The following is an 18,787-nucleotide window of genomic DNA, read 5'->3' on the forward strand; positions in this document are numbered from 1 at the left end:
TGACGCGCGGGGCCGGACCGCCCCGTCGGTACGGCGCACGGGCTCCGCGGGAGCCCGTGCGGTGCGGCCACTGAATGAACCGTACGGCGAGCACCGGGCCCAGGACGGCGGTGGCGAGCACCGGGCCGAACTGGCGGAAGGCGGTCACCGCGTCGGCAGCCGCACCGAGCGGTTCCTCACCGAGGTGAACGCCGAGGAGCCGGCCCTTCCCCGCGACTCGTCCGAACGCCGGTCGCCGTACGCGGTTCGACGCGGCCCCATGTGGAAAGCTCTACCGGAGCACGTCGCTCACGGACGCGCCCGCGGAGCCGCTCCGGCGTGCCCCGGGACACCTGAGGACCGTGGCTCGGAGGGCCCCCGGGCGCAGCCGGTCCCGGCCTCCACATCCCCGCGCCTGTTCGGCACCGGACCAGGAGTATCTGCCATGGACTTCGGACTCGTCCTCCAGACCGACCCGCCCGCCTCGGCCGTCGTCGGACTCATGCGCCGCGCGGAGCGGAACGGGTTCCGCTACGGCTGGACCTTCGACTCGGCGGTGCTCTGGCAGGAGCCCTTCGTCATCTACAGCCGGATCCTGGAGCACACCGAGCGGATGGTCGTCGGGCCGATGGTGACGAACCCGGGGACGCGCACCTGGGAGGTGACCGCCTCCACCTTCGCCACGCTCAACGAGATGTACGGCAACCGCACCGTCTGCGGCATCGGCCGCGGGGACTCCGCGATGCGGGTGGCCGGCCGCAGGCCGAACACGCTGGTCCGGCTGGGCGAGGCCATCGAGGTGATCCGGGACCTCGCCGAGGGGCGCGAGGCCACCGTCGACGGGCAGCCGGTCCGGATCCCCTGGGTGAAGGACGGCAGACTGCCGGTCTGGATGGGGGCGTACGGCCCCAAGGCGCTCGCGCTGGCCGGGGAGAAGGCGGACGGCTTCATCCTCCAGCTGGCCGATCCCTACCTCACCGAATGGATGGTCAAGGCAGTACGCGACGCGGCCGCCTCGGCCGGCCGTGACCCTGACTCGGTCACGATCTGCGTCGCCGCACCCGCCTACGTGAGCGAGGACCTGGACCACGCGCGCGAGCAGTGCCGCTGGTTCGGCGGCATGGTCGGCAACCACGTGGCCGACCTCGTCTCCCGCTACGGGGAGCACTCCGGCCTCGTGCCCGAGGCCCTCACGGCGTACATCGCCGGACGCTCCGGATACGACTACAGCCATCACGGCCGCACCGGGAACCCGGACACGGCCTTCGTCCCCGACGAGATCGTGGACCGGTTCTGCCTCCTGGGACCCGCCGAGGCCCACATCGAGAAGCTCCGGGTCCTGCGCGAACTCGGCGTCGACCAGTTCGCCGTCTACGACATGCACGATGCGCGTGAGGCGACCATCGACGCCTACGGCTCCACGGTCATCCCCGCGCTGTCCGACTGACCGCTGCCCACCGCGCCCCTCCTCAGCGAGGCCAGAGAGTGACGCGCTGGACGCTGTGATCGGAGAGGCCGTGCGGATCGAGCAGGTCGTAGCGCGACACGGCGACATCGGGGGTCGTGAAGAGCCAGTCGAGCCGCCAGGCGCGCTTCCCGGCCGGCCAGGAGACCGGGTAGAGCGACGAGAGCGCGTGCGACTGGTCGACCAGCCGGTCCGGGATCATCGACTTGATTCCCATCGCGGGCGACGTGTTCAGATCGCCACCCAGAACGACCCGGTTGGCATTATCCGCGATGTCCGACTGCAGCGCCTCGTAACTGGCGTGCCGCATCTCGAAGTTGAGCCGGTCGACCTCGAACATCGATCCCTCGGGGCCGTTCTGGAGGCGCATCAGCCGCTGCGGTGGCTGGAACAGGTGCGAGTTGTAGAAGGAGACGGTCCTGCCGTCCACCCGGATGTCGGTTCTCAGCGTCTGCGACGAGTAGAAGAGCGGACGGTCCCGCAACGCGGCCGGGACGGGCCTGAGGTCCTCCGGCATCCACCTGGTCGTGTCCAGCCAGCGGTGGCCGACGACCGGCAGCCGGGACAAGGTGACGTTGCGGCCCTCGATCACGACCTCGTACCCGGGAAACTCCTTCCGCAGCCGCTCCGCCTGGTCGACGGCGCGGGCCTGCGCCCAGTGTGTCCTGGTCATGTCCACATGCGCGTACTCCTGCAGCATGTAGACATCGGCCTTCAGGCCGCGGAGGAAGTCGTAGAACTCGTCGGTGCTGCGCGGTCCTCCGGGCTGGAGGTCCTGGTCCCAGTACTGGGTGTTCCAGGTGACGACCTCGACCGCGTCGGAGGGTGCCGGCGGCGGGGTGTACCAGAGGGTGCCGAAATTGAGTCCGGAGCCACCGATCCCCAGCACCAGGGCGAGCACCGGCGCGGCGGTGAGGCGCCACCGCAGGTGCCCGGCCAGCTGGGCCACGCCGATCAGCACCAGCGGGACGAGGGCGAAGACCAGCGGCGGGGCGACGTCGAAGGGGCCCCACCAGTAGAACTCGTTGCTGAGAAGCCGGTGCAGGACGACGAAGACCGTCCACGACGTGCACGCGAGCACGGCGAGGCGCACACGCCGGCGTCCGGGACGGCGGCCGGCCCGCGTCGCGTCCTTCGGCCGGTCCTGCTCGGAGACGGATGGTTCGAGGTTCGCGGTCTCGCTCACGGACTCCCACTTCTCCCGGATGGCTGGGCTGCACGCCTGCAGATACTCGCACCGCGACCTTGCCCCGATCTTGGGGTGACCACCAAGACCGGCGCAATCAGCCGTCGGTAAGGTCCGGATCCTGGCCCGGCGAGAAGTGCCCGGGCGTCTCGGCGACGTGCCGCCCCCTGGCGTCCCGGCAGACCGGATGCCGCTCCTCCACGGGCCTCCGGGCGCGCCCCGTGCCTGACGAAAGGGATGTGAGATGAACATTGTCGTCACCGGTGCGGCCGGGATGCTCGGGACCGCCCTCCTTGCCCGGCCCTGGCCCGGGGTCGAATGGAAGGGCGTCGACATCCGCCCTCTCGCTCCCCGTGCCGGTGATCGAGCCGCATTCGTGCACGCCGATGTCCGCGACACCGAGGCAATGGTCAAAGCCTTCCGCGGCGCCGACGTGATCGTCCATTCGGCGGCCGCCCTGCCGAGTCACCGCGCCGGCGAGATCAGATCGGTCGACGTGGACGGCACGGCATCGGCGGTGGCGGCCGCCCGGCAGGCCGGTGCCCAGCGGTTCGTCCACATATCGTCGACCGCCGTCTACGGACTGCCCCGCCACTGCCCCACTCCCGAGGACTATCCCTGCGAGCCGGTGGACGCGTACTCCGGCGCCAAACTCGCCGCCGAATCCGTCGTACTGGAGGCCAGGGAGCAGGGCCTCTGCGCACCGGTACTGCGGCCCAAGACGTTCCTCGGCCCGGAACGGCTGGGGCTGTTCGCGATGCTGTTCGAATGGGCGGACGATGGGCGCGACTTCCCGCTGATGGGCGGCGGCCACGCCGCCGCGCAGATGCTGGACGTCGACGACCTCTGTGAAGCGATCCGGCGCGTGTGCGAGGGGCCGGACAGCGCTGTGAACGACACCTTCAACATAGCCGCCGCCGAATTCACCTCGCTCCGCGACGACTTCCAGGCGGTCCTCGACGCGGCGGGCCACGGGCGGCGGGTGGTCACCGTTCCGGTCGGACCGGCCGTCGTGACGCTGCGGGCCCTCGCCGCTCTCCGGCTCTCCCCGGTGTACGGGCGCCTGGTGCACAAGCTGACCCGCGACTCCTACGTGTCCATAGACAAGGCACGTGAGCAGCTCGGTTTCACTCCCGTGGTCAGCAACAGGCAGTCGCTGCTCAGGACGTACGACTGGTGGCGGAGCTCGGGCCGGGCGCGACGCGGCGCCAGCGGCCGGACCCACCGCGACCCGTGGCGGCAGGGCGCGCTGCAGCTCGCCAAAGCATTGTTCTGATCGACCGTCACGATAGGGAGACGTTCATGGATCACCTCATAGGTCCTGACAGGCTCGCGCTCGACGTTGTGGATGGACCGATCGCTGCCGGGCGGACAGGAGTGGTGAGGGCGTACGTGGCGCTCTTACGGCCCCGTCACTGGACCAAGGGCGTCCTCGTGCTGGTCGCCCCGCTGACAGCACCGTCGGTGGTGCTGCCGCACGTCGCCGCGATATCACTCACCCTGCTGGCCTTCCTCACCGCGTCCTCCACCGTGTACGTCCTGAACGACCTCCGCGACTACGAGGCCGACCGCCTGCATCCGGTCAAGAGGCTGCGGCCGATCGCGAGCGGGGAGGTGGGGTTCCGGGGTGCGGTGGCCCTGCTGGTCGCGCTGCTGCTCCTCACGGCCGGGCTGCTGGTGGCGGTCCCGCCGCTGGTGGCGCTGATCCTCGGCGGCTACGTCCTCATGAACGTCTGGTACACCCTGGCCCTCAAGCACCAGCCACTCGTCGACGTCTCGGTGGTGGCCGCCGGATTCGTCCTGCGGGTACTGGCCGGAGCCGTCGCCGCCGGTCTCGCCGTCCAGCCGCTCCTGCTCATCTGTGTGTACTGCGCGTCCGTGGCACTGTCGCTGGGAAAGCGCCGCCACGAACTGGCCGGCCTGAAAATGGCCGGGGAAAGACACAGACCGGCTCTGTCGGCGTACTCGGTGCCGTTCCTCGATCACGTGGTCGTCCTGAACCTCGTGGCGGCCCTGATGTGCTACCTGGCCACGATGTGGCAGCTGAGGCCGCCTTTCGGGAAGGTGGGAGCCGCGCTCACCTTCCCGTTCGCCGCGTTCCACGTCACCCGCTATCTGCAGATGCTCATGGTCGAACGTTCCGGCGGCGACCCGGTCGACGACCTCCTGCGCGACCGGCAGATGCGGCTCAACCTCGGCCTGTGGACCGCGGTCCTGGCCTCGACCTACCTGGCGAGCTCCCTGTGACCTATGACGTCTGCATCGCGGTCAACTACTACGCGCCCTACGTGAGCGGCCTGACCGAGGCCGCCCGGATCGTCGCCGAGGGCCTGGTGGCCCGCGGCTGGAAGGTGGCCGTCGTCGCAACCCGGCACGATCCGGCCCTGCCGTTGCGTGAACGGCTCCAAGGCGTGGACGTCTACCGGTGCCCGGTCATCGCCTCGATCGGCCGAGGTCTGGTCAGCCCCTCGTTCGCCCGCACGGTACGTCGGGTGAGCAGACGGTCCCGGGTGCTGCATCTGCACCTGCCCATGCTCGAGGCCGGACTCATCACCGGGCTGCGGCCGAGGATCCCCGTCGTCTCGACCTACCACATCGACCTCTGGCTCCCGCCCGGCCTCGTGGCCCGAGCGGCGACGGCAGCGGTGAGGGTCTCGTCCGAGATCACCCTGCGCCGGTCCGCGGCGGTCGTCGTCAACAGCGACGACCAGGCCGAGCACTCCCGGATGTGGCCGACGCTGCGTGACACGAGGCGGCACGCGATCGCGGCCCCCTGCCTCGACCGGAGGGGCGGGTCACCCGCGTACCGGCAGACGCCGGGGCCGCACATCGGTTTCCTCGGCCGCATCGTGCCCGACAAGGGACTGCCCTATCTCCTCACCGCGTTCGGCGCGATCGACGACCCCGACGCCCGGCTGCTCATCGGCGGTGACTACCTGACCGTGGCGGGAGGCAGCGTCATCGACGAGATCCGCCGGGCCGCCGTGCGTGACCCGCGCATCAGCATCCTGGGGCTGCTGCGGGGACAGGAGATCGCCGACTTCTACGCGTCGATCGACGTCTTCGCGCTGCCCTCGGTCGCGGAGTCGTTCGGCATCGCCCAGGCCGAGGCGATGATGTGCGCGGTGCCCTCGGTCACGACCGATCTGCCCGGCGGACGCTACCCCGTGACCGCCACCGGCATGGGCGCGGTCGTCCCTCCGCGTGATCCGGCGGCCCTGCGCGATGCCCTCCTGTCCACGCTGAGCTGGGATTCGGCAGCGCGGGAGGAGGGTGCCGAGCGCGCCAGGAACCTGTTCGGCCTCGACAGCTGTCTCGACCGGTACGCCGCCGTCCTGAAGGAGGTGCAGGCATGAGCACATCGTCCGCGCGGGGAACCCGGATCACCAAGGCGGTCGTTCCGGCGGCCGGCCTCGGTACCCGCTTCCTGCCCGCCACCAAGGCCACTCCCAAGGAGATGCTGCCGATCGTCGACAAACCGGCGATCCAGTACGTCATAGAGGAGGCCGTCACCGCGGGCCTCTCGGACATCCTCATGGTCACCGGGCGGAACAAGCGGCCCCTCGAGGACCACTTCGACCGTAACCACGAGCTGGAGGAGGCCCTGCGCCGCAAGGGCGACATCACCCGGCTCGACCAGGTGCAGGCGTCGAGCGAGCTGGCCACCATCCACTACGTCCGCCAGGGCGACCCCAGAGGCCTCGGCCACGCGGTGCTGTGCGCCGAGGAGCACGTCGGCGAGCAGCCCTTCGCGGTGCTCCTCGGCGACGACATGACGGATCCGCGTGACCCGTTGCTCAGCCGCATGATCGAGGTGCGGGAACGCCACGGCGGCAGCGTCGTCGCGCTGATGGAGGTCGACCGCTCCCAGCTCCACCTCTACGGCTGCGCGGCGGCCGCTCCGCACGAGGACGGCGACGGCGACCTCGTCACCGTCAGCGGCCTGGTGGAGAAGCCCGAGCCCGGGGAAGCCCCCAGCAACCTCGCGATCATCGGCCGCTACGTGCTGGACCCGGGCATTTTCGAGGTGCTGCGCAAGACCGTGCCCGGCCGCGGCGACGAGGTCCAGCTCACCGACGCCCTGCATGCCTTGGCCGCCGACCCCTCCCTGGCCGGCCCCGTACACGGTGTCGTCTTCCGCGGTCGCCGCTACGACACCGGCGACCGCGGCGACTATCTGCGCGCCATCGTCCGCCTGGCCTGCGAGCGTGAGGATCTGGGGCCCGATTTCAGGGTCTGGCTTCGTGGTTACGTCGAGCAGGAAATGCCCCACGACGTGTGACGAGGGGTGCCGCCGGCAGACGGCCCGGCCCCGGGGGAGCGGTGACGACGTCCTTGTCGTTCCGCTTCCCCGAGGTCTGCGTCCGAGACGCTGTCAGCACTCCTGGGCGAACAGCCGCAGGAGATCGTTCATCTGGTAGCGGCCCGGGGAGACGCTCTCCAGGAGCTGGGCGTCGACAAGCCGCTCCAGGCACAGCTCCGCGCGTGCGCTGGACTCAGAGAGCAGCCGCGCGGCGTCCGAGAGGCTGACCACCGGCTTGCTGAAGCCGCTGAGCAGTTTGAAGGCTGCCGCGGCCGCCCGCATGGCGGGGTCGGCGTTGTCGGAGAGACGCTGGTAGGAGCCGGACAGGCTGGCCCGCACCCCCATGCCTTCGATCTCCAGATTGTCGAGGCGACGAGCCTCGTCGGCGAGGCGGGCGTGCAGCTCGGCCAGGGGCCAGCTCGGGCGGGAGGCCAGACGCGCCGCCGCAGTGGTCACGGCGAGCGGCAGGCACTGGCACAGCTTCACGATCGCCACGGCCGCGGCGGGCTCGGCAGCCACCCGGTCCATGCCGGTCAGCCGACCGAGGAGAGCGAGAGCTTCGTCCACCTCCATGGGCCTCAGGGGCAGTTGGCCGACGCCACCCAAGGCGGACAGCGGCTGCCTGCTCGTCACGATCACTCCGAAGCCGGCCCCGTTCAACAGCAACGGCCTTATCTGCTCGGAGTCGGAGGCGTTGTCGAGGACGACCAGCATTCTTCGCCCGGCCACCAGGGAGCGGAGCAGGGCGGACGCCTCGTCCGCCCGTACGGCCGGAGGCGGCGGCTCGGTGCCGAGCGTACGGAACATGCGGGCCAGGGCCTCCGACGAGCTGAGCGGTTGCGCTCCACTGCTGCTCCCGCCGAGCTCCACATACATCTGGCCCTCGGGATAGCGGTGGGCGAGCTGGTGCGCGGCGTGGATCGCGAGGGCCGACTTACCGACTCCGGCGGCTCCGTGGATGCTCACCAGCGGTGTCGCGGCCTGCGGCCGCGGTGTGGCGAGTGCGTTCTCGATCCAGGCCAGCTCCTCGGTCCTGCCCACGAAGTGCGCGACGTTCATGGGAAGTTGCCGGGGCAGTGGTGCGGAACCGGTGCCGGTGCCCCGGTGGTGGGACTGGAGTTCGCCGCGGAGCATGGCCATGTGCAGGCCACGCAGGGGCGCGCCGGGTTCGTGCCCCAGCTGCTCGGCCATCTGTTCACGCACGGTGGCGTAGTGCTGCAGAGCCTCCGAGGTGCGGCCGAGCGCGCACAGGGCGCGCATGTAGAGGTCCGCCAGCGGCTCGGCCAGCGGATACGAGTCCAGGACCTTGGCCAGCCGGTCGGCGACGGCCTGGGTGTTGCCCAGCCGCAGCTCATCGGACGCCCAGGCGCTCGCGATGCCGACGAACTGTGATTCGGCGTTCCGGCGTATCGTGCCGGCCCAGTACCCCGTCAGATTCACCAGAGGCTTGCCGCGCCAGAGGTTCATCGCCTCCCGCAGGGCGAGAAGACGCTCTTCTCCGTGTGTGGCGCGTGCGTCCTCCGCGAGGGTGCCTATGCGGTGTAAATCGATATGCTGCGGATCGATCCGCAGCACGTATCCCTGCGCCCCCTTGACGAGGGACACCGGCTCGGCGGTCGCGTCCTCGGCCGCGGAGGCCCTGGCCAGGAAATCACGGAGCCGGGCTATGTGGGCGTAGAGGGCGCTGCGCGGCGCGTCGGGTGTGTCCTGGCCCCAGACCCGCCGGATCAGGGCGTCGATCGACACCGGGCTGCCTGCGTCGACCGCCAACGCCGCCAGCACCAGCCGTCGTTGATGCGGTCCTACGTCCAGTGGCCGGCCGGCCACTTCCACTTCCATCGGGCCGAGCAATCTGATTCTCATAGTCCCCCGTCTTTCGGTGAGATCGCAGTGGGAGCGCTCCCGCCTCGATGCCGCACCATGCCGTCGTGTTCAGAAGGGTCGGAGTCATGTGGCCGTGAGCCCGGCGCGGTAGCGCCGCCGGAACCCAGGGTCGACAAGGTAGCGCAGTGCACCGGTCAGGCCGCCCGCCGAAACCGCGAGCCCGTAGCAGTAGTTCAGCGCCGTCGTCACCAGCACCATGCGCCAGCCGGCGGCACGCCGGACGTAACCCAGCAGCGGGTGGTTCGCCCAGAGGAACCAGGCGAGGCCGGCGACGGGCAGGATCGCGAGCGCCGGGGCGAGGAGCGGCAGCGGCGCCGTCACCGCGGTCAGGGTGATCGCGAAGATCTCCGGCGGCCGGTGCAGGGCCTCACGCTCGGGCTTGAGGTCGCGTTGCAGGAAGATCAGGGGCACCAGGGACACCGCCCGGCCGAAGCGCTTGCGCAGCACCGTCGACATCCGGTCGTCGTCGTCGTGGTAGCCGACGACGTCGAGTGCACGGGTCACCGGGAACCGCCCGGAGATCCGCAGGCCGTACTCGTGGTCCTCGTTGGCCCACTGCCCGGTGAGCCGCTCGTCGAAGCCGCCGAGCTCGTCGACGACCCCGCGGCGGATCGCCCCGACCGCGAAGTGCCCCGTCAGCACGGGGCGAGGCTGGATCTGGCGGTAGTGGCCGTGCAGGACCTGCACCTGCTCCACGACGCTGTCGTCCACGAGCGGCCGGTCGCCGTAGATGCCCCACACCGCGGCACACGTGGGGTTCTCCTCCAGGCTGCGGACGGCGTTCGCCACGGCGTCCGGGGCCAGCGCGACGTCGGAGTCGAGAAAGAACAGGACATCGCCGCGGGCGGCGGCGATTCCGCGGTTCCGTGCGATCCCCGCCCCGGAGTTCTCGGCCAGTCGGACGACTGTGCACTCGTAGGTGTCGGCGATCGCCGCGGTCCCGTCGGAGCTGCGGTCGTCCACGACGATCAGCTCGACGTGCGGGTACGTCTGCTCCAGCACGGACTCGAGGCAGAGCGCGACGGTCTTCGTGCTGTTGTAGCAGGGCACGATCACCGACACGAGTGGGTGTCCGGATCCAGTCACGTCAGCTCCAGTGAATCGAGGTCGCTCGCCCTGCCCTCAGGGCGACGCGAAGACATGGGGTTCGGTGAGACACCACCGGACGGGCCGGCCGCGGTGCTGCGGTGCCCGAGGCTCTGGTCCATGGCCGGATTCTCCTTCCTGTCGGTCGTTCATCTCGGTCGGTGGGTACAGGAGTTCGACCTCATACGGCACAGGTGATCCGTGCGCCGAATTTTGTCTCAAAGGTAGCCGGTGGTCCGTCGCGCAGAAAGCGATTTTGGAAACTGCCGAGGCGGCCCACCGGTCTTGCCCCGCTATGTGGACCCCTGTGACCTATGCATTCGGTTACCGGCCCGGTAATTCGCCGTTCGTGTACGCGGCCGATCCGATGCGGACAAACGGAATGCCGGCCTCGATCGTTAATCGGCCGAAGGGATCATTCGTGGTGATCGCGTCGAATGCGGAAGTCACCGCGGCCGGTTCCGGATGTGGAATCGCACGCCTCAGGGGCGGCCTCGTCGAGACCGCCCCTGAGGACACCGGTACCGCCTGCACGCTGTCGCCGGGAAATATCGGGCCCCGACGACTAATGACTCAGGAAGGGCTGTCCCCGGCAGCGAAAGCGTCCACCCCGGTCAGCTCTGCCGAGAGGGCCCACAGACGTGCGGCCTGCTCCCGGTCCGTCGGCTCGTCGAACGGACGGGCCACCGCGCAGTGCAGGCAGTAGGCACCTCCCGCGTCGGCGAGTTCGGGAGAGGTCGCCGCCCAGACCTGGGTGGCGGCGCCCTGCTCGGGCGACCGGAACTCGGGGAGCAGCGGATTGCCGGCGTCGTCGATCCAGCCCGAGGCGACCATCTCCTCATGGGTGAGGTGCCGCTGCAGCGGCGTGAGGATGTATCCGGGGTTCACCGAGTAGCCGTGCACCCCCCGGGCACGGCCCAGCAGGTCGAACCGGGCCGCGAACAACGCGTTGGCGAGCTTCGACTGGGCGTAGGCCGCCCACTTGTCGTAACCGTGCTCGAAGTGCACGTCGTCCCACTGGACGGTTCCGGTCGGGCTGACTCCCGAGGAGACGACGACCACCCTTCCGCCCTCGCCGATTGCCGGAACGAGCCGGTTGACCAGGGCGTAGTGGCCGAGGTGGTTGACGGCGAAGTGTCCCTCCCAGCCCGGCCCGACACGGGTCTCGGGCAGAGCCATGACACCGGCGCCGGCGATGACGATGTCGATGCCGCGGCCGGAACCGAGGAAGCGGTCCGTGAAGCCGGCCACGCTCTCCAGGTCGGCGAGGTCCAGTTCGTCGACCTCCGCGTCCACGCCGACGAGCGCCTTCCGCGCCACCTCCGGGCGACGGGCCGGGACGACGACGTGCGCGCCGGCGCCCGCCAGCGCCCGGGTCGTGGCCAGGCCGAGGCCGGAGTAGCCTCCGGTGACCACGGCCAGCTTCCCGTGCAGGTCGACGCCGGCCAGGACGTCTGCGGCGGAACTGTCGATGGTGAATGTCATGCGTGCCTCAGCTTCGGAGATGGTCAGGCAGGGGTGTTCACGCCGTAGAGCCGGCGCACCGAGCGGGGGAACAGCAGTCCTTGCAGGATTCCGACACCGGCGGCGAGCGCGGAGGTGAGCGTCACCAGAAGGTGGAGCACCGTGAACTGGAACCCGAACAGGACTCCATGGTGCCGATAGGCGTACGCGTACGTCCGCCAGTCGAGCAGAATGCCCACAGCGAGAGTGAGAGCCGTCGCGACGAGGGCCAACGGCCCGAAGAACGGCACGCCGAGGAGGCTGAGGGCCGCGGCCAGCACGAACCCGCTGCCCAGAGCGCGGTAACTCGTTCCGGCGCCGCCGGGCAGGGAGCGAAGTCGTACCCAGTTGGGGGCGCCGATCCGGGTGCGCTGGAACACCTTCGTCAGCATGACTCCCAGAGTGCCGTCGTGGTCGTGACGGCCGCGGACGGACCCTGTCGCCCACACGTCGTAACGGGCGTTGAGCCGGAATCCGTAGTCCTGCTCCTCGGTCCAGCGCAACTTGTCGTTGAAGGGGCCGATCTCACGGAAGACGGCGGTCCGGATCGCGAAGAGGGCCGAGTGCAGGCCCGGAATCAAACCGTCCACCTCGTTGAACCAGACGTACTGCTGGATCGCCCGGTATTTCTTGACGATGCTGTCCGGGAACAGCGATTCGGCCTGATACATGCCGCAGACGGCGCCGAGGGAATTGTCCGCGAGAAGGAAATCCACTGCTTTCGCCACCGCGTCGGGTGCCAGGGCGACATCGGAGTCGACGAAGAAGAGCACCTCGCCGCGAGCCGCTTCCGCCCCGAGATTGCGAACGGTGGAGACACCACGGTTCACCGGGCTCTCCAGAACCGTCACGCCCAGTCGGCGCGCAATGGCGACGGAGTCGTCGGTGCTGCAGTCGTCCGCCACGATGACCTCGATCGCGGGGTACGTCTGGCCCTGTGCGGCTTCAATGCACGCCCCGAGCGTCCGGGCGTAGTTGTAATTCGGGATTATCACCGAAACCAGCGGTGCCTCAGCCATCATTCCTCCGAATTCATCTTGTCGGTCGTCAACAACTGGGGATGCAACGGTGGTGACCCTAGGCGTGCGGCGCTTGGCCGAAGCTTGTCGCCGCCTTCGGGCCGCCCGGACGTATGCGCAGCGGGGAAGGCCGCTCGCCGCCGGAGTATCTCGGTCACGGCCAGACCCAGCGCACCGGTGACGAGTTCGCTCAGGGCGACGACGAGCCGGCTGAGGACGGCGACCACGCCCGCAGCCGGCAGCGGAAGGACCGCGCCGAGAGCGCTCAGCAGGATCACCTCGCGCACGCCCAGCCCGTCGGGCGTGAAGACCGCGAAGACACCGGCGGCCGCTCCGAGCGCGAACGCGCCGACGCACACCGGCAGCGAACGGAGCGGCGGGGCACCCAGCATGATCGCCAGGAACCACAGCTGCATTCCGCCGAACAGCCAGGAGAGGAGCTGGATCACCACGTTGCGGCGAATCACCCGCCCCGGCACCGTCACCGCGGGCGGCGGGCGCCGACGCAGCCGTGCCGCCAGGACGGCGGCATCGTTCACCAGGCGGGGACGCAGCATGAGCACGGCCAGGGGCACCGCCGACGCGACCGCCAGCCACGCTTCCGAGCCACCGAGCACCTGAGGCCCTGCCACCAGCCCGGCCGAGGCCGCGGTGAGGAGCCCGATCACCAGCGTCAGCAGCCACGCCGTGGTCATCCGGGCAGCCGGCACACCCATCGCCCGGCCCATCTTCACGCTCAGCACCAGCCCGAAGACCTTGCCGGGCACGTATTTGGCGAACTGGCCGACGAAGAAGATCCGGGCCGCACCCACCCTGGTGACTCCACCGCCCCCGGCCGGGGGCTCGATGTCGGCGCTGACCGCTGACAGCATCGACCACCAGGCGAGCAGGGCCGCCAGTACGGCGACGGCGTTGGCGAGCATCGCCAGCCCGACCAGCACCGCGAAGGACCCCGGCGGCCGGCCGCGCATCTCGGTGGCGAGAACGGACCAGTCCTGGCCACGTACGAACAGCGTCACCGCCACCGCCATGCCCACGAGCAGCACGGCCGTGAACGCCCGTTGGAGGAGTCTGGCCGGGCGGGAGCCGCGGACCTGGAGGTCCTGGGTGTCCGCCATGTCTCACCGTCCCGCATCGTTCGGCTGGATCATGCGAGCGACCGTAGGGGAGCGGTTCTTGGCGAGTTCTTGGCTGTCGCCGCTCGCGGGTGCCCTTCACGGCCGAGCCGGACCGCGGCAGCCGTACGGGTCCGGCCACGCCTGACCCAGGAGTGCGTGTCACCTTCCGTCACGGACGAGCGGGCGCATTTGCCTCAGCCACGGCGATGGCGATCGGTGACCCGTGCCGCGGCCTCACGTGCTGTCGCTGATTCCCCTTTCGGCGGCGGCTCGGCGGCCACTCCGCGTGGCTCGTATCGATCTCCGGATGCGGTCGTTCCGCATTTCCGGGGGCTGATGGTGCGGTTAGCATCACGCTGCTCGAACGGGGGATCGGCGTCTCTTGGCTTCTCATGCCCTCTCGTTCCGGCAGTGTTCGGTGTCGCGAACGGGCCGTACGGCCCGGTGGGCCGCAAGGGGAACGGGGAGGAAATGTCCGCGCCGCAGAAGGGTGGCATGGGGGTGTTCTCCCTCAGCTGGCCGATCTTTCTTCAGCTGACCTGTACGTACTTCATGGCGGTCGTCGACGTATGGGCTCTGGGCCGTATCTCCGACGACGCCGCAGGCGCGGTGGGGTCCGTCAGTACGTTGGTGACGTTCGTCCTGATGATGTTCTCCTTCATGGGGCAGGGCGGCAGCCTCGTGTACGCACGCTCGCTCGGTCAGGGCGCGGGCACGAAGGTCCAGGAGTACTACTTCGTCGCCCTGCTGCTGCACATCGTCCTGGGCCTCGTCGCCGGAGTCCTGGTCTACGTCTTCGCCGGGGACGCCGCTCGTCTGATGGGGCTGGACGGGCGACTGCTCCCGTACGGGACGGTCTTCCTGGAAGTCGTCGCCGCGGGTGCCCTCCTGCATTCGGTCATGGCGATGTTCGGCGGGGTCATGGCGGCGAACGGGTTCACGCTTCAGGCCATGTTCGCCAGCGGCCTCGCCAACCTGGTCAACATCGCGCTGATCTACGTTCTGGTGCTGTCCCACTCCGGGCCGCGTCTGGGCGTCCAGGGCGTCGCCCTCTCCACCGTGCTGGCCACCGCCGCCGGCCTGCTCTACAGCGTCCGGCTGGTGTTCTTCCGGATCGGGATCAGATTCCGGCGCCCGGCGGACGGGCGGGACCTGCGCGCGCACTGTGCGCTGCTGGCGGCCTTCACGCTGCCCACCATGCTGGAGCCGGCCTTCTGGCAAGCGGCACAGATAGCCACCACCAGGATCATCGCGGTCGTGGGCACCGACGAGCTCGTCGCCCGGACGTACACCCTGAGCATCACCAACATGATCGGGATGTTCCCGTCCGCGCTCTCCCAGGGGCTGCAGCTCTCCCTCGGGTACCTCGCCGGGGCGGGCGACCTCGACGCGATCCGGCGACGTGCCCGCGGAGCCCGGCTGGCAGGCTCCGGGATCGCTCTCGCCCTGGCGCTGGTCACGGCGCTCAGCAGCGGCTGGATCATGGGCCTGTTCACCAGCGATCCACACGTGGCCGACGCCGGGAAACTGCTGCTGTGGTGCGGTCTGCTCTATCTGCCCGGCTCTGCTCTGATCATGACCACGGCGAGCACTCTGCGCGCCGTCGGTCATGTCACGTATCCGGCGGTGGTCGGGATCGTCGTCCTGTGGGGTGTCTTCGTCCCCCTGGCCTACCTGCTCTCCCTGCCGCTCGGGCTGGCGATCCTCGGCGTGATGATCGCCATGGCCGTGGACGAGAACCTCCGTGCTCTGCTGCTCAGCGCCCGCTGGCGCTATCTGTCCGCGCCGGAGCGGGCCCGTCGCGTCCTCAACCTGCCGGAACAGGTCTCTGTGTCCGGGTCCTGACGCGGCGACACGTCGTGAGCAGGGCTGAACAACGAATTCTCGGGAGCTCAGTGTGAAAGCAAGCCTGGTCGTTCCGACCTACAACTCCAAGGAACTTCTCGCCCCCTGTCTGATCTCGCTGAACCACCAGCGCCTCGACCCGTCCGACGCATTCGAGGTGGTCCTGGTCGACGACGGGTCGACCGACGGCACCGGGGACATGGTCGACGCGCTTCCCCTCACCTACCCGGTGCGCCGTCTCCATCTTCCGCGCACCGCGGAATCCTGCCGTTCGGCGGCCCGGAACGCCGGAATCCAGGCGGCGGACGGGGAACTGATCGTCTTCGCGGACGGCGACCAGATCATCGACCCGCTCTTCCTCCAGGAGCACATCCGGTGCCACCGCGACCGCCCCGGGATCGTGGCCATCGGGTTCCGCGACTACCTGGCCCCCGGCGTGGTGGACCTCGAACGGCTGCGGTCCGGCGTCGACCCGGAGGCCCTCCCGGACTCCGCCGCGCCGGACGAGCGGGCGGAGGTCACGGATCTGCTCTCGGAGAACCTCGGCAACCTGGCGACCTCCTGGCACTTCCTCTACGGCTGCAACGTCTCGGTACGCAAGGAACACCTGCTGGCCGTCGGCGCGTTCGACGTGAACATCAGGAAATGGAGCTTCGAGGACGTCGAGCTGGGCTACCGCCTCCACCGCCACGGCCTCGCCTTCGTGCACACACCCTTCGCCCGCGTCCACCACCAGCACCACCCGGAGTCCCAGCGCGAGCGCCACGCCGACTGGCGGGAGAACTTCGCCTACTTCACGGCGAAGCACCCGGAGCCCGAGGTCCGGCTCCAGTGGATCCTCGACGCCTACTTCGACCCCGCTCGCGACGACGGCCCCAGCTGGTTCGACGCGTATCTCCGCCTCGAGTTCGCCTGCCGGGCCCTCGCCGGCCGGCTGCCCCTCGGGGAGCCGTACGAGGTGCTGGTGGTCGACGACAGCGGCCTCACGGGAGCCGGGAAGAGGATCGCCGACGCCGGTGCGGACGCCGACCTGATCGTGGTCGACCTGACGGAGGACAGGGATCTGCCGCTCACCGTGCAGACGCTGCGCACCGGGCGGGAACTGCTGTACTTCAAGAGGCCCGGCACGCGCGTCCTGGAGCGAGCGGCCAAGACCTTCGGGTGCCCCGCGCTCGCCCACATCGCCGGAGAGGCGTGAGCACCATGACGGTCCGCCCCCCGGCCCCCACGGCGAAGAGGTTCACCGGAGACAGCGCCGGCATCCACCGTCTGGTGCTGGATCTACGGAGCGGCGGGATCCCGGCCCGAGACCCGGACTCGGCCCTGGCCAACCGCGACCTGGCCGAGCTCCTCAGGACGCGGAGCCCGCGCCTGCTCCCGTCCACGGCGGACTCCGTCTTCGCACCGGAACCACCGGCCGGCGGACCGGGCCGTCCGGCGGTGCCGTTCCTGCCCCGGGAGCGCCTGCTGACACCGGCGGAGCAACGGATCGCCGTCGAGTGCTTCGCCCGGGCAGTGGCATCGGGTGAACTGACGAGCGGGCCCGCCGTGGCCCGCTTCGAGCACGCCCTCGCCGAGTTCGTCGGGCTGCCCCACGCCGTCGCCACGAGCAGCGGCACCGACGCCCTCGTCATCGCCCTGCGCGCGGTCGGAGTGGGGCCGGACGACGAAGTGATCATGCCTGCCAACAGTTTCGCCGCCACCGAGAACGCGGTCTTCGCGTGCGGTGCCGTGCCGGTCCTCGTCGATGTGGACCCCGGACGCCACTGCCTGGATCCCACGCTGATCGAGGCAGCCGTCACCCCCAGGACCCGGGCGGTCCTGCCCGTGCATCTGTACGGCCGGCTCGCCGACGCCCCCGGTGTCCACCGCGTCGCCCGGGAACACGGGCTGCGTGTGGTGGAGGACGCCTGTCAGGCGATCGGGGTCTCGGGCGTCGGCCGGTACGCGGACGCGACCGTCCTGAGCTTCAACCCGTACAAGAACTTCGGGCTGACCGGAAAGGCCGGCGCCGTCCTCACCGGCGACGGTGAACTCCACGCACGCATGGAAAGCCTCGCCTACCACGGATTCGCCCCCGGCGAGAAGAACGTCAAGACCGATCTCTGGGGTCTCAACGCCAAGATCGACAACTCGACCGCGACCGTGGCGACCGGGCTGGTGCCGGGGCTCACCCTGAACAACTACCGCCGGGCCTTCCTCGCGCACCGCTACGTCGAGGCCCTGGCGGATCTCGGCACGGCCGGACAGCTGGAGCTGCCCGCCTTCACCGAGGACCACGCCTGGCATCTCTTCCCGGTACGTGTGCCGGCGGGGGAGGCGGCCCGGGACGCACTCCGCGACCGCCTGCGGGAGAGCGGGGTCGAGACGGACGTCTACTACCCCGTGCTCACCCACCGGCACCGGACACCGCTGCACGAGAAGCTCTTCGGAGGCGTCGTCCTGCCCCGCACCGAGAAGCTGAACGCGACCGTGTTCCACCTTCCGCTCCACAACGGACTGTCCGTCACCGAACAGGACAGAGTGATCGAGGCACTGCATGCGGCTGTCCATGCCACCGGAGTCTGAGACAGAAGCGCTGCCGCTGCCCCGACCCGTGCGGGCCGTGGCCTTCTCCGACTTCGACGAGACCTATCTGGCGCACTTCCCGACCGAGCGGGAGCGGCTTCACCGGGAGGCCCTGGAGGACTACCTCCTGGAGGCGGGCGCACAGCACGGGCTGCTGTTCGGCTGGGTGACGGGCAGTTCACTGTCCTCCGTGCTGAGCAAGGCCCGCGCATACGGGCTGCGTACGCTGCCGCACTTCGTCGCCTGCTCGCTGGGCACCGAGCTGCTGATGTCGGACGCGGGAGAGCTCCGCCCGGACCCCGGGTGGACGCGGTTGCTGCCGGACGCGGAGAGCCTCGGACGCGGCGCCCGGAACGTCGTACGGGAACTGGCGGAAGCCGGGGTCGGTCTCGAACCGCAGCCGGGCCGTGCCCCGGACAGTCTGGTGAAGAGCTACTACTACCGCTCCCGTGACCCCGTGACCGACGCACGCGACCTGGCCGCCGTCAGGGAGGCGGCGGCGCGTGCCGCACTCGGGGCCGGCGTGAGCCGCTGCAATCCCGCGGCCGGGGACCCGGCGGACAGTTACGACATCGATCTCCTGCCCCTGACGTGCGGCAAGAGACAGGTCGTCCGGTACGTCTGCCGGAAGTACGCCCTCGATCCGGCGGACGCGTTCGCCTTCGGGGACAGCGGCAACGACCTGGAGATGCTGGCCGCCGTGGGCCACGGAGTCCTGGTCGGCAACTGCACGGAAGAGGCCCGAGGCCGCCATCCACGCGTGTCCGACCGGTGTTATGCGGAAGCCGTCCTCACCACGCTGCGCACAGGACTGCGAGCCGGACGGTGACG

General features: G+C 69.9%; 15 protein-coding genes. 9 read left to right on the forward strand and 6 right to left on the reverse strand.

The window, feature by feature from the left end:
• Positions 1-424: 424 nt before the first annotated feature.
• Positions 425-1,426: a TIGR03842 family LLM class F420-dependent oxidoreductase gene (locus tag ACZ32T_RS12475; protein WP_467366659.1), complete on the forward strand. Its 1,002-nt coding sequence runs from the start codon at positions 425-427 to the stop codon at positions 1,424-1,426.
• Positions 1,427-1,448: 22 nt separating this feature from the next.
• Here ACZ32T_RS12475 and ACZ32T_RS12480 read toward each other — a convergent pair whose 3' ends face one another.
• Entirely contained in the window at positions 1,449-2,630 is a 1,182-nt protein-coding gene (locus tag ACZ32T_RS12480; protein WP_467366661.1) for an endonuclease/exonuclease/phosphatase family protein, read from the reverse strand.
• A 244-nt stretch (positions 2,631-2,874) separates the two neighbouring features.
• On the opposite strand from ACZ32T_RS12480, the gene ACZ32T_RS12485 reads away from it, so the two are divergent.
• The 4 genes from ACZ32T_RS12485 (at position 2,875) to galU (ending at position 6,912) form a co-directional block, all read left to right on the forward strand.
• Positions 2,875-3,906, forward strand: coding sequence for an NAD-dependent epimerase/dehydratase family protein (locus ACZ32T_RS12485; protein WP_467366663.1), 1,032 nt, complete (start codon positions 2,875-2,877; stop codon positions 3,904-3,906).
• Positions 3,907-4,022: 116 nt separating this feature from the next.
• A complete protein-coding gene (locus ACZ32T_RS12490; RefSeq protein WP_467366666.1) occupies positions 4,023-4,877 on the forward strand; it encodes a UbiA prenyltransferase family protein in 855 nt (284 codons plus the stop codon).
• Positions 4,874-5,986, forward strand: coding sequence for a glycosyltransferase family 4 protein (locus ACZ32T_RS12495; RefSeq protein ID WP_467264264.1), 1,113 nt, complete (start codon positions 4,874-4,876; stop codon positions 5,984-5,986). The genes ACZ32T_RS12490 and ACZ32T_RS12495 overlap by 4 nt, the downstream gene beginning before the upstream one ends.
• Complete coding sequence (gene galU / locus ACZ32T_RS12500) at positions 5,983-6,912, forward strand: UTP--glucose-1-phosphate uridylyltransferase GalU (protein WP_467264265.1); 930 nt, start codon at positions 5,983-5,985, stop codon at positions 6,910-6,912. The genes ACZ32T_RS12495 and galU overlap by 4 nt, the downstream gene beginning before the upstream one ends.
• Positions 6,913-7,005: 93 nt before the next feature.
• On the opposite strand, the gene ACZ32T_RS12505 is transcribed toward galU, so the two are convergent.
• From ACZ32T_RS12505 to ACZ32T_RS12525, 5 genes are all read right to left on the reverse strand, one after another.
• A complete protein-coding gene (locus ACZ32T_RS12505; protein ID WP_467366668.1) occupies positions 7,006-8,796 on the reverse strand; it encodes an AfsR/SARP family transcriptional regulator in 1,791 nt (596 codons plus the stop codon).
• Positions 8,797-8,880: 84 nt separating this feature from the next.
• Positions 8,881-9,903, reverse strand: a complete 1,023-nt coding sequence (locus ACZ32T_RS12510; protein WP_467264269.1) for a glycosyltransferase family 2 protein — start codon at positions 9,901-9,903, stop codon at positions 8,881-8,883.
• A 573-nt stretch (positions 9,904-10,476) separates the two neighbouring features.
• On the reverse strand, positions 10,477-11,388 hold the full coding sequence (locus tag ACZ32T_RS12515; protein ID WP_467366670.1) for an oxidoreductase: 912 nt from the start codon (positions 11,386-11,388) through the stop codon (positions 10,477-10,479).
• A 23-nt stretch (positions 11,389-11,411) separates the two neighbouring features.
• Complete coding sequence (locus ACZ32T_RS12520) at positions 11,412-12,401, reverse strand: glycosyltransferase (RefSeq protein ID WP_467366672.1); 990 nt, start codon at positions 12,399-12,401, stop codon at positions 11,412-11,414.
• 23 nt (positions 12,402-12,424) lie between these two features.
• On the reverse strand, positions 12,425-13,543 hold the full coding sequence (locus ACZ32T_RS12525; RefSeq protein WP_467366674.1) for a hypothetical protein: 1,119 nt from the start codon (positions 13,541-13,543) through the stop codon (positions 12,425-12,427).
• Between the two features lie 471 nt (positions 13,544-14,014).
• Here ACZ32T_RS12525 and ACZ32T_RS12530 point away from each other — a divergent pair, with 471 nt between their 5' ends.
• From ACZ32T_RS12530 to ACZ32T_RS12545, 4 genes are read left to right on the forward strand one after another with little or no spacing between them, the layout of a single operon-like run.
• On the forward strand, positions 14,015-15,388 hold the full coding sequence (locus tag ACZ32T_RS12530; RefSeq protein WP_467264279.1) for an MATE family efflux transporter: 1,374 nt from the start codon (positions 14,015-14,017) through the stop codon (positions 15,386-15,388).
• 52 nt (positions 15,389-15,440) lie between these two features.
• A complete protein-coding gene (locus ACZ32T_RS12535; RefSeq protein ID WP_467366676.1) occupies positions 15,441-16,586 on the forward strand; it encodes a glycosyltransferase family 2 protein in 1,146 nt (381 codons plus the stop codon).
• Between the two features lie 5 nt (positions 16,587-16,591).
• Entirely contained in the window at positions 16,592-17,956 is a 1,365-nt protein-coding gene (locus tag ACZ32T_RS12540) for a DegT/DnrJ/EryC1/StrS family aminotransferase (protein WP_467366678.1), read from the forward strand.
• Positions 17,940-18,785, forward strand: coding sequence for an HAD-IIB family hydrolase (locus ACZ32T_RS12545; RefSeq protein WP_467264285.1), 846 nt, complete (start codon positions 17,940-17,942; stop codon positions 18,783-18,785). Before ACZ32T_RS12540 ends, ACZ32T_RS12545 begins: the two co-directional genes overlap by 17 nt.
• The last annotated feature ends 2 nt before the right edge of the window (positions 18,786-18,787 follow it).

This window comes from Streptomyces sp. NPDC023573, from assembly GCF_055559735.1.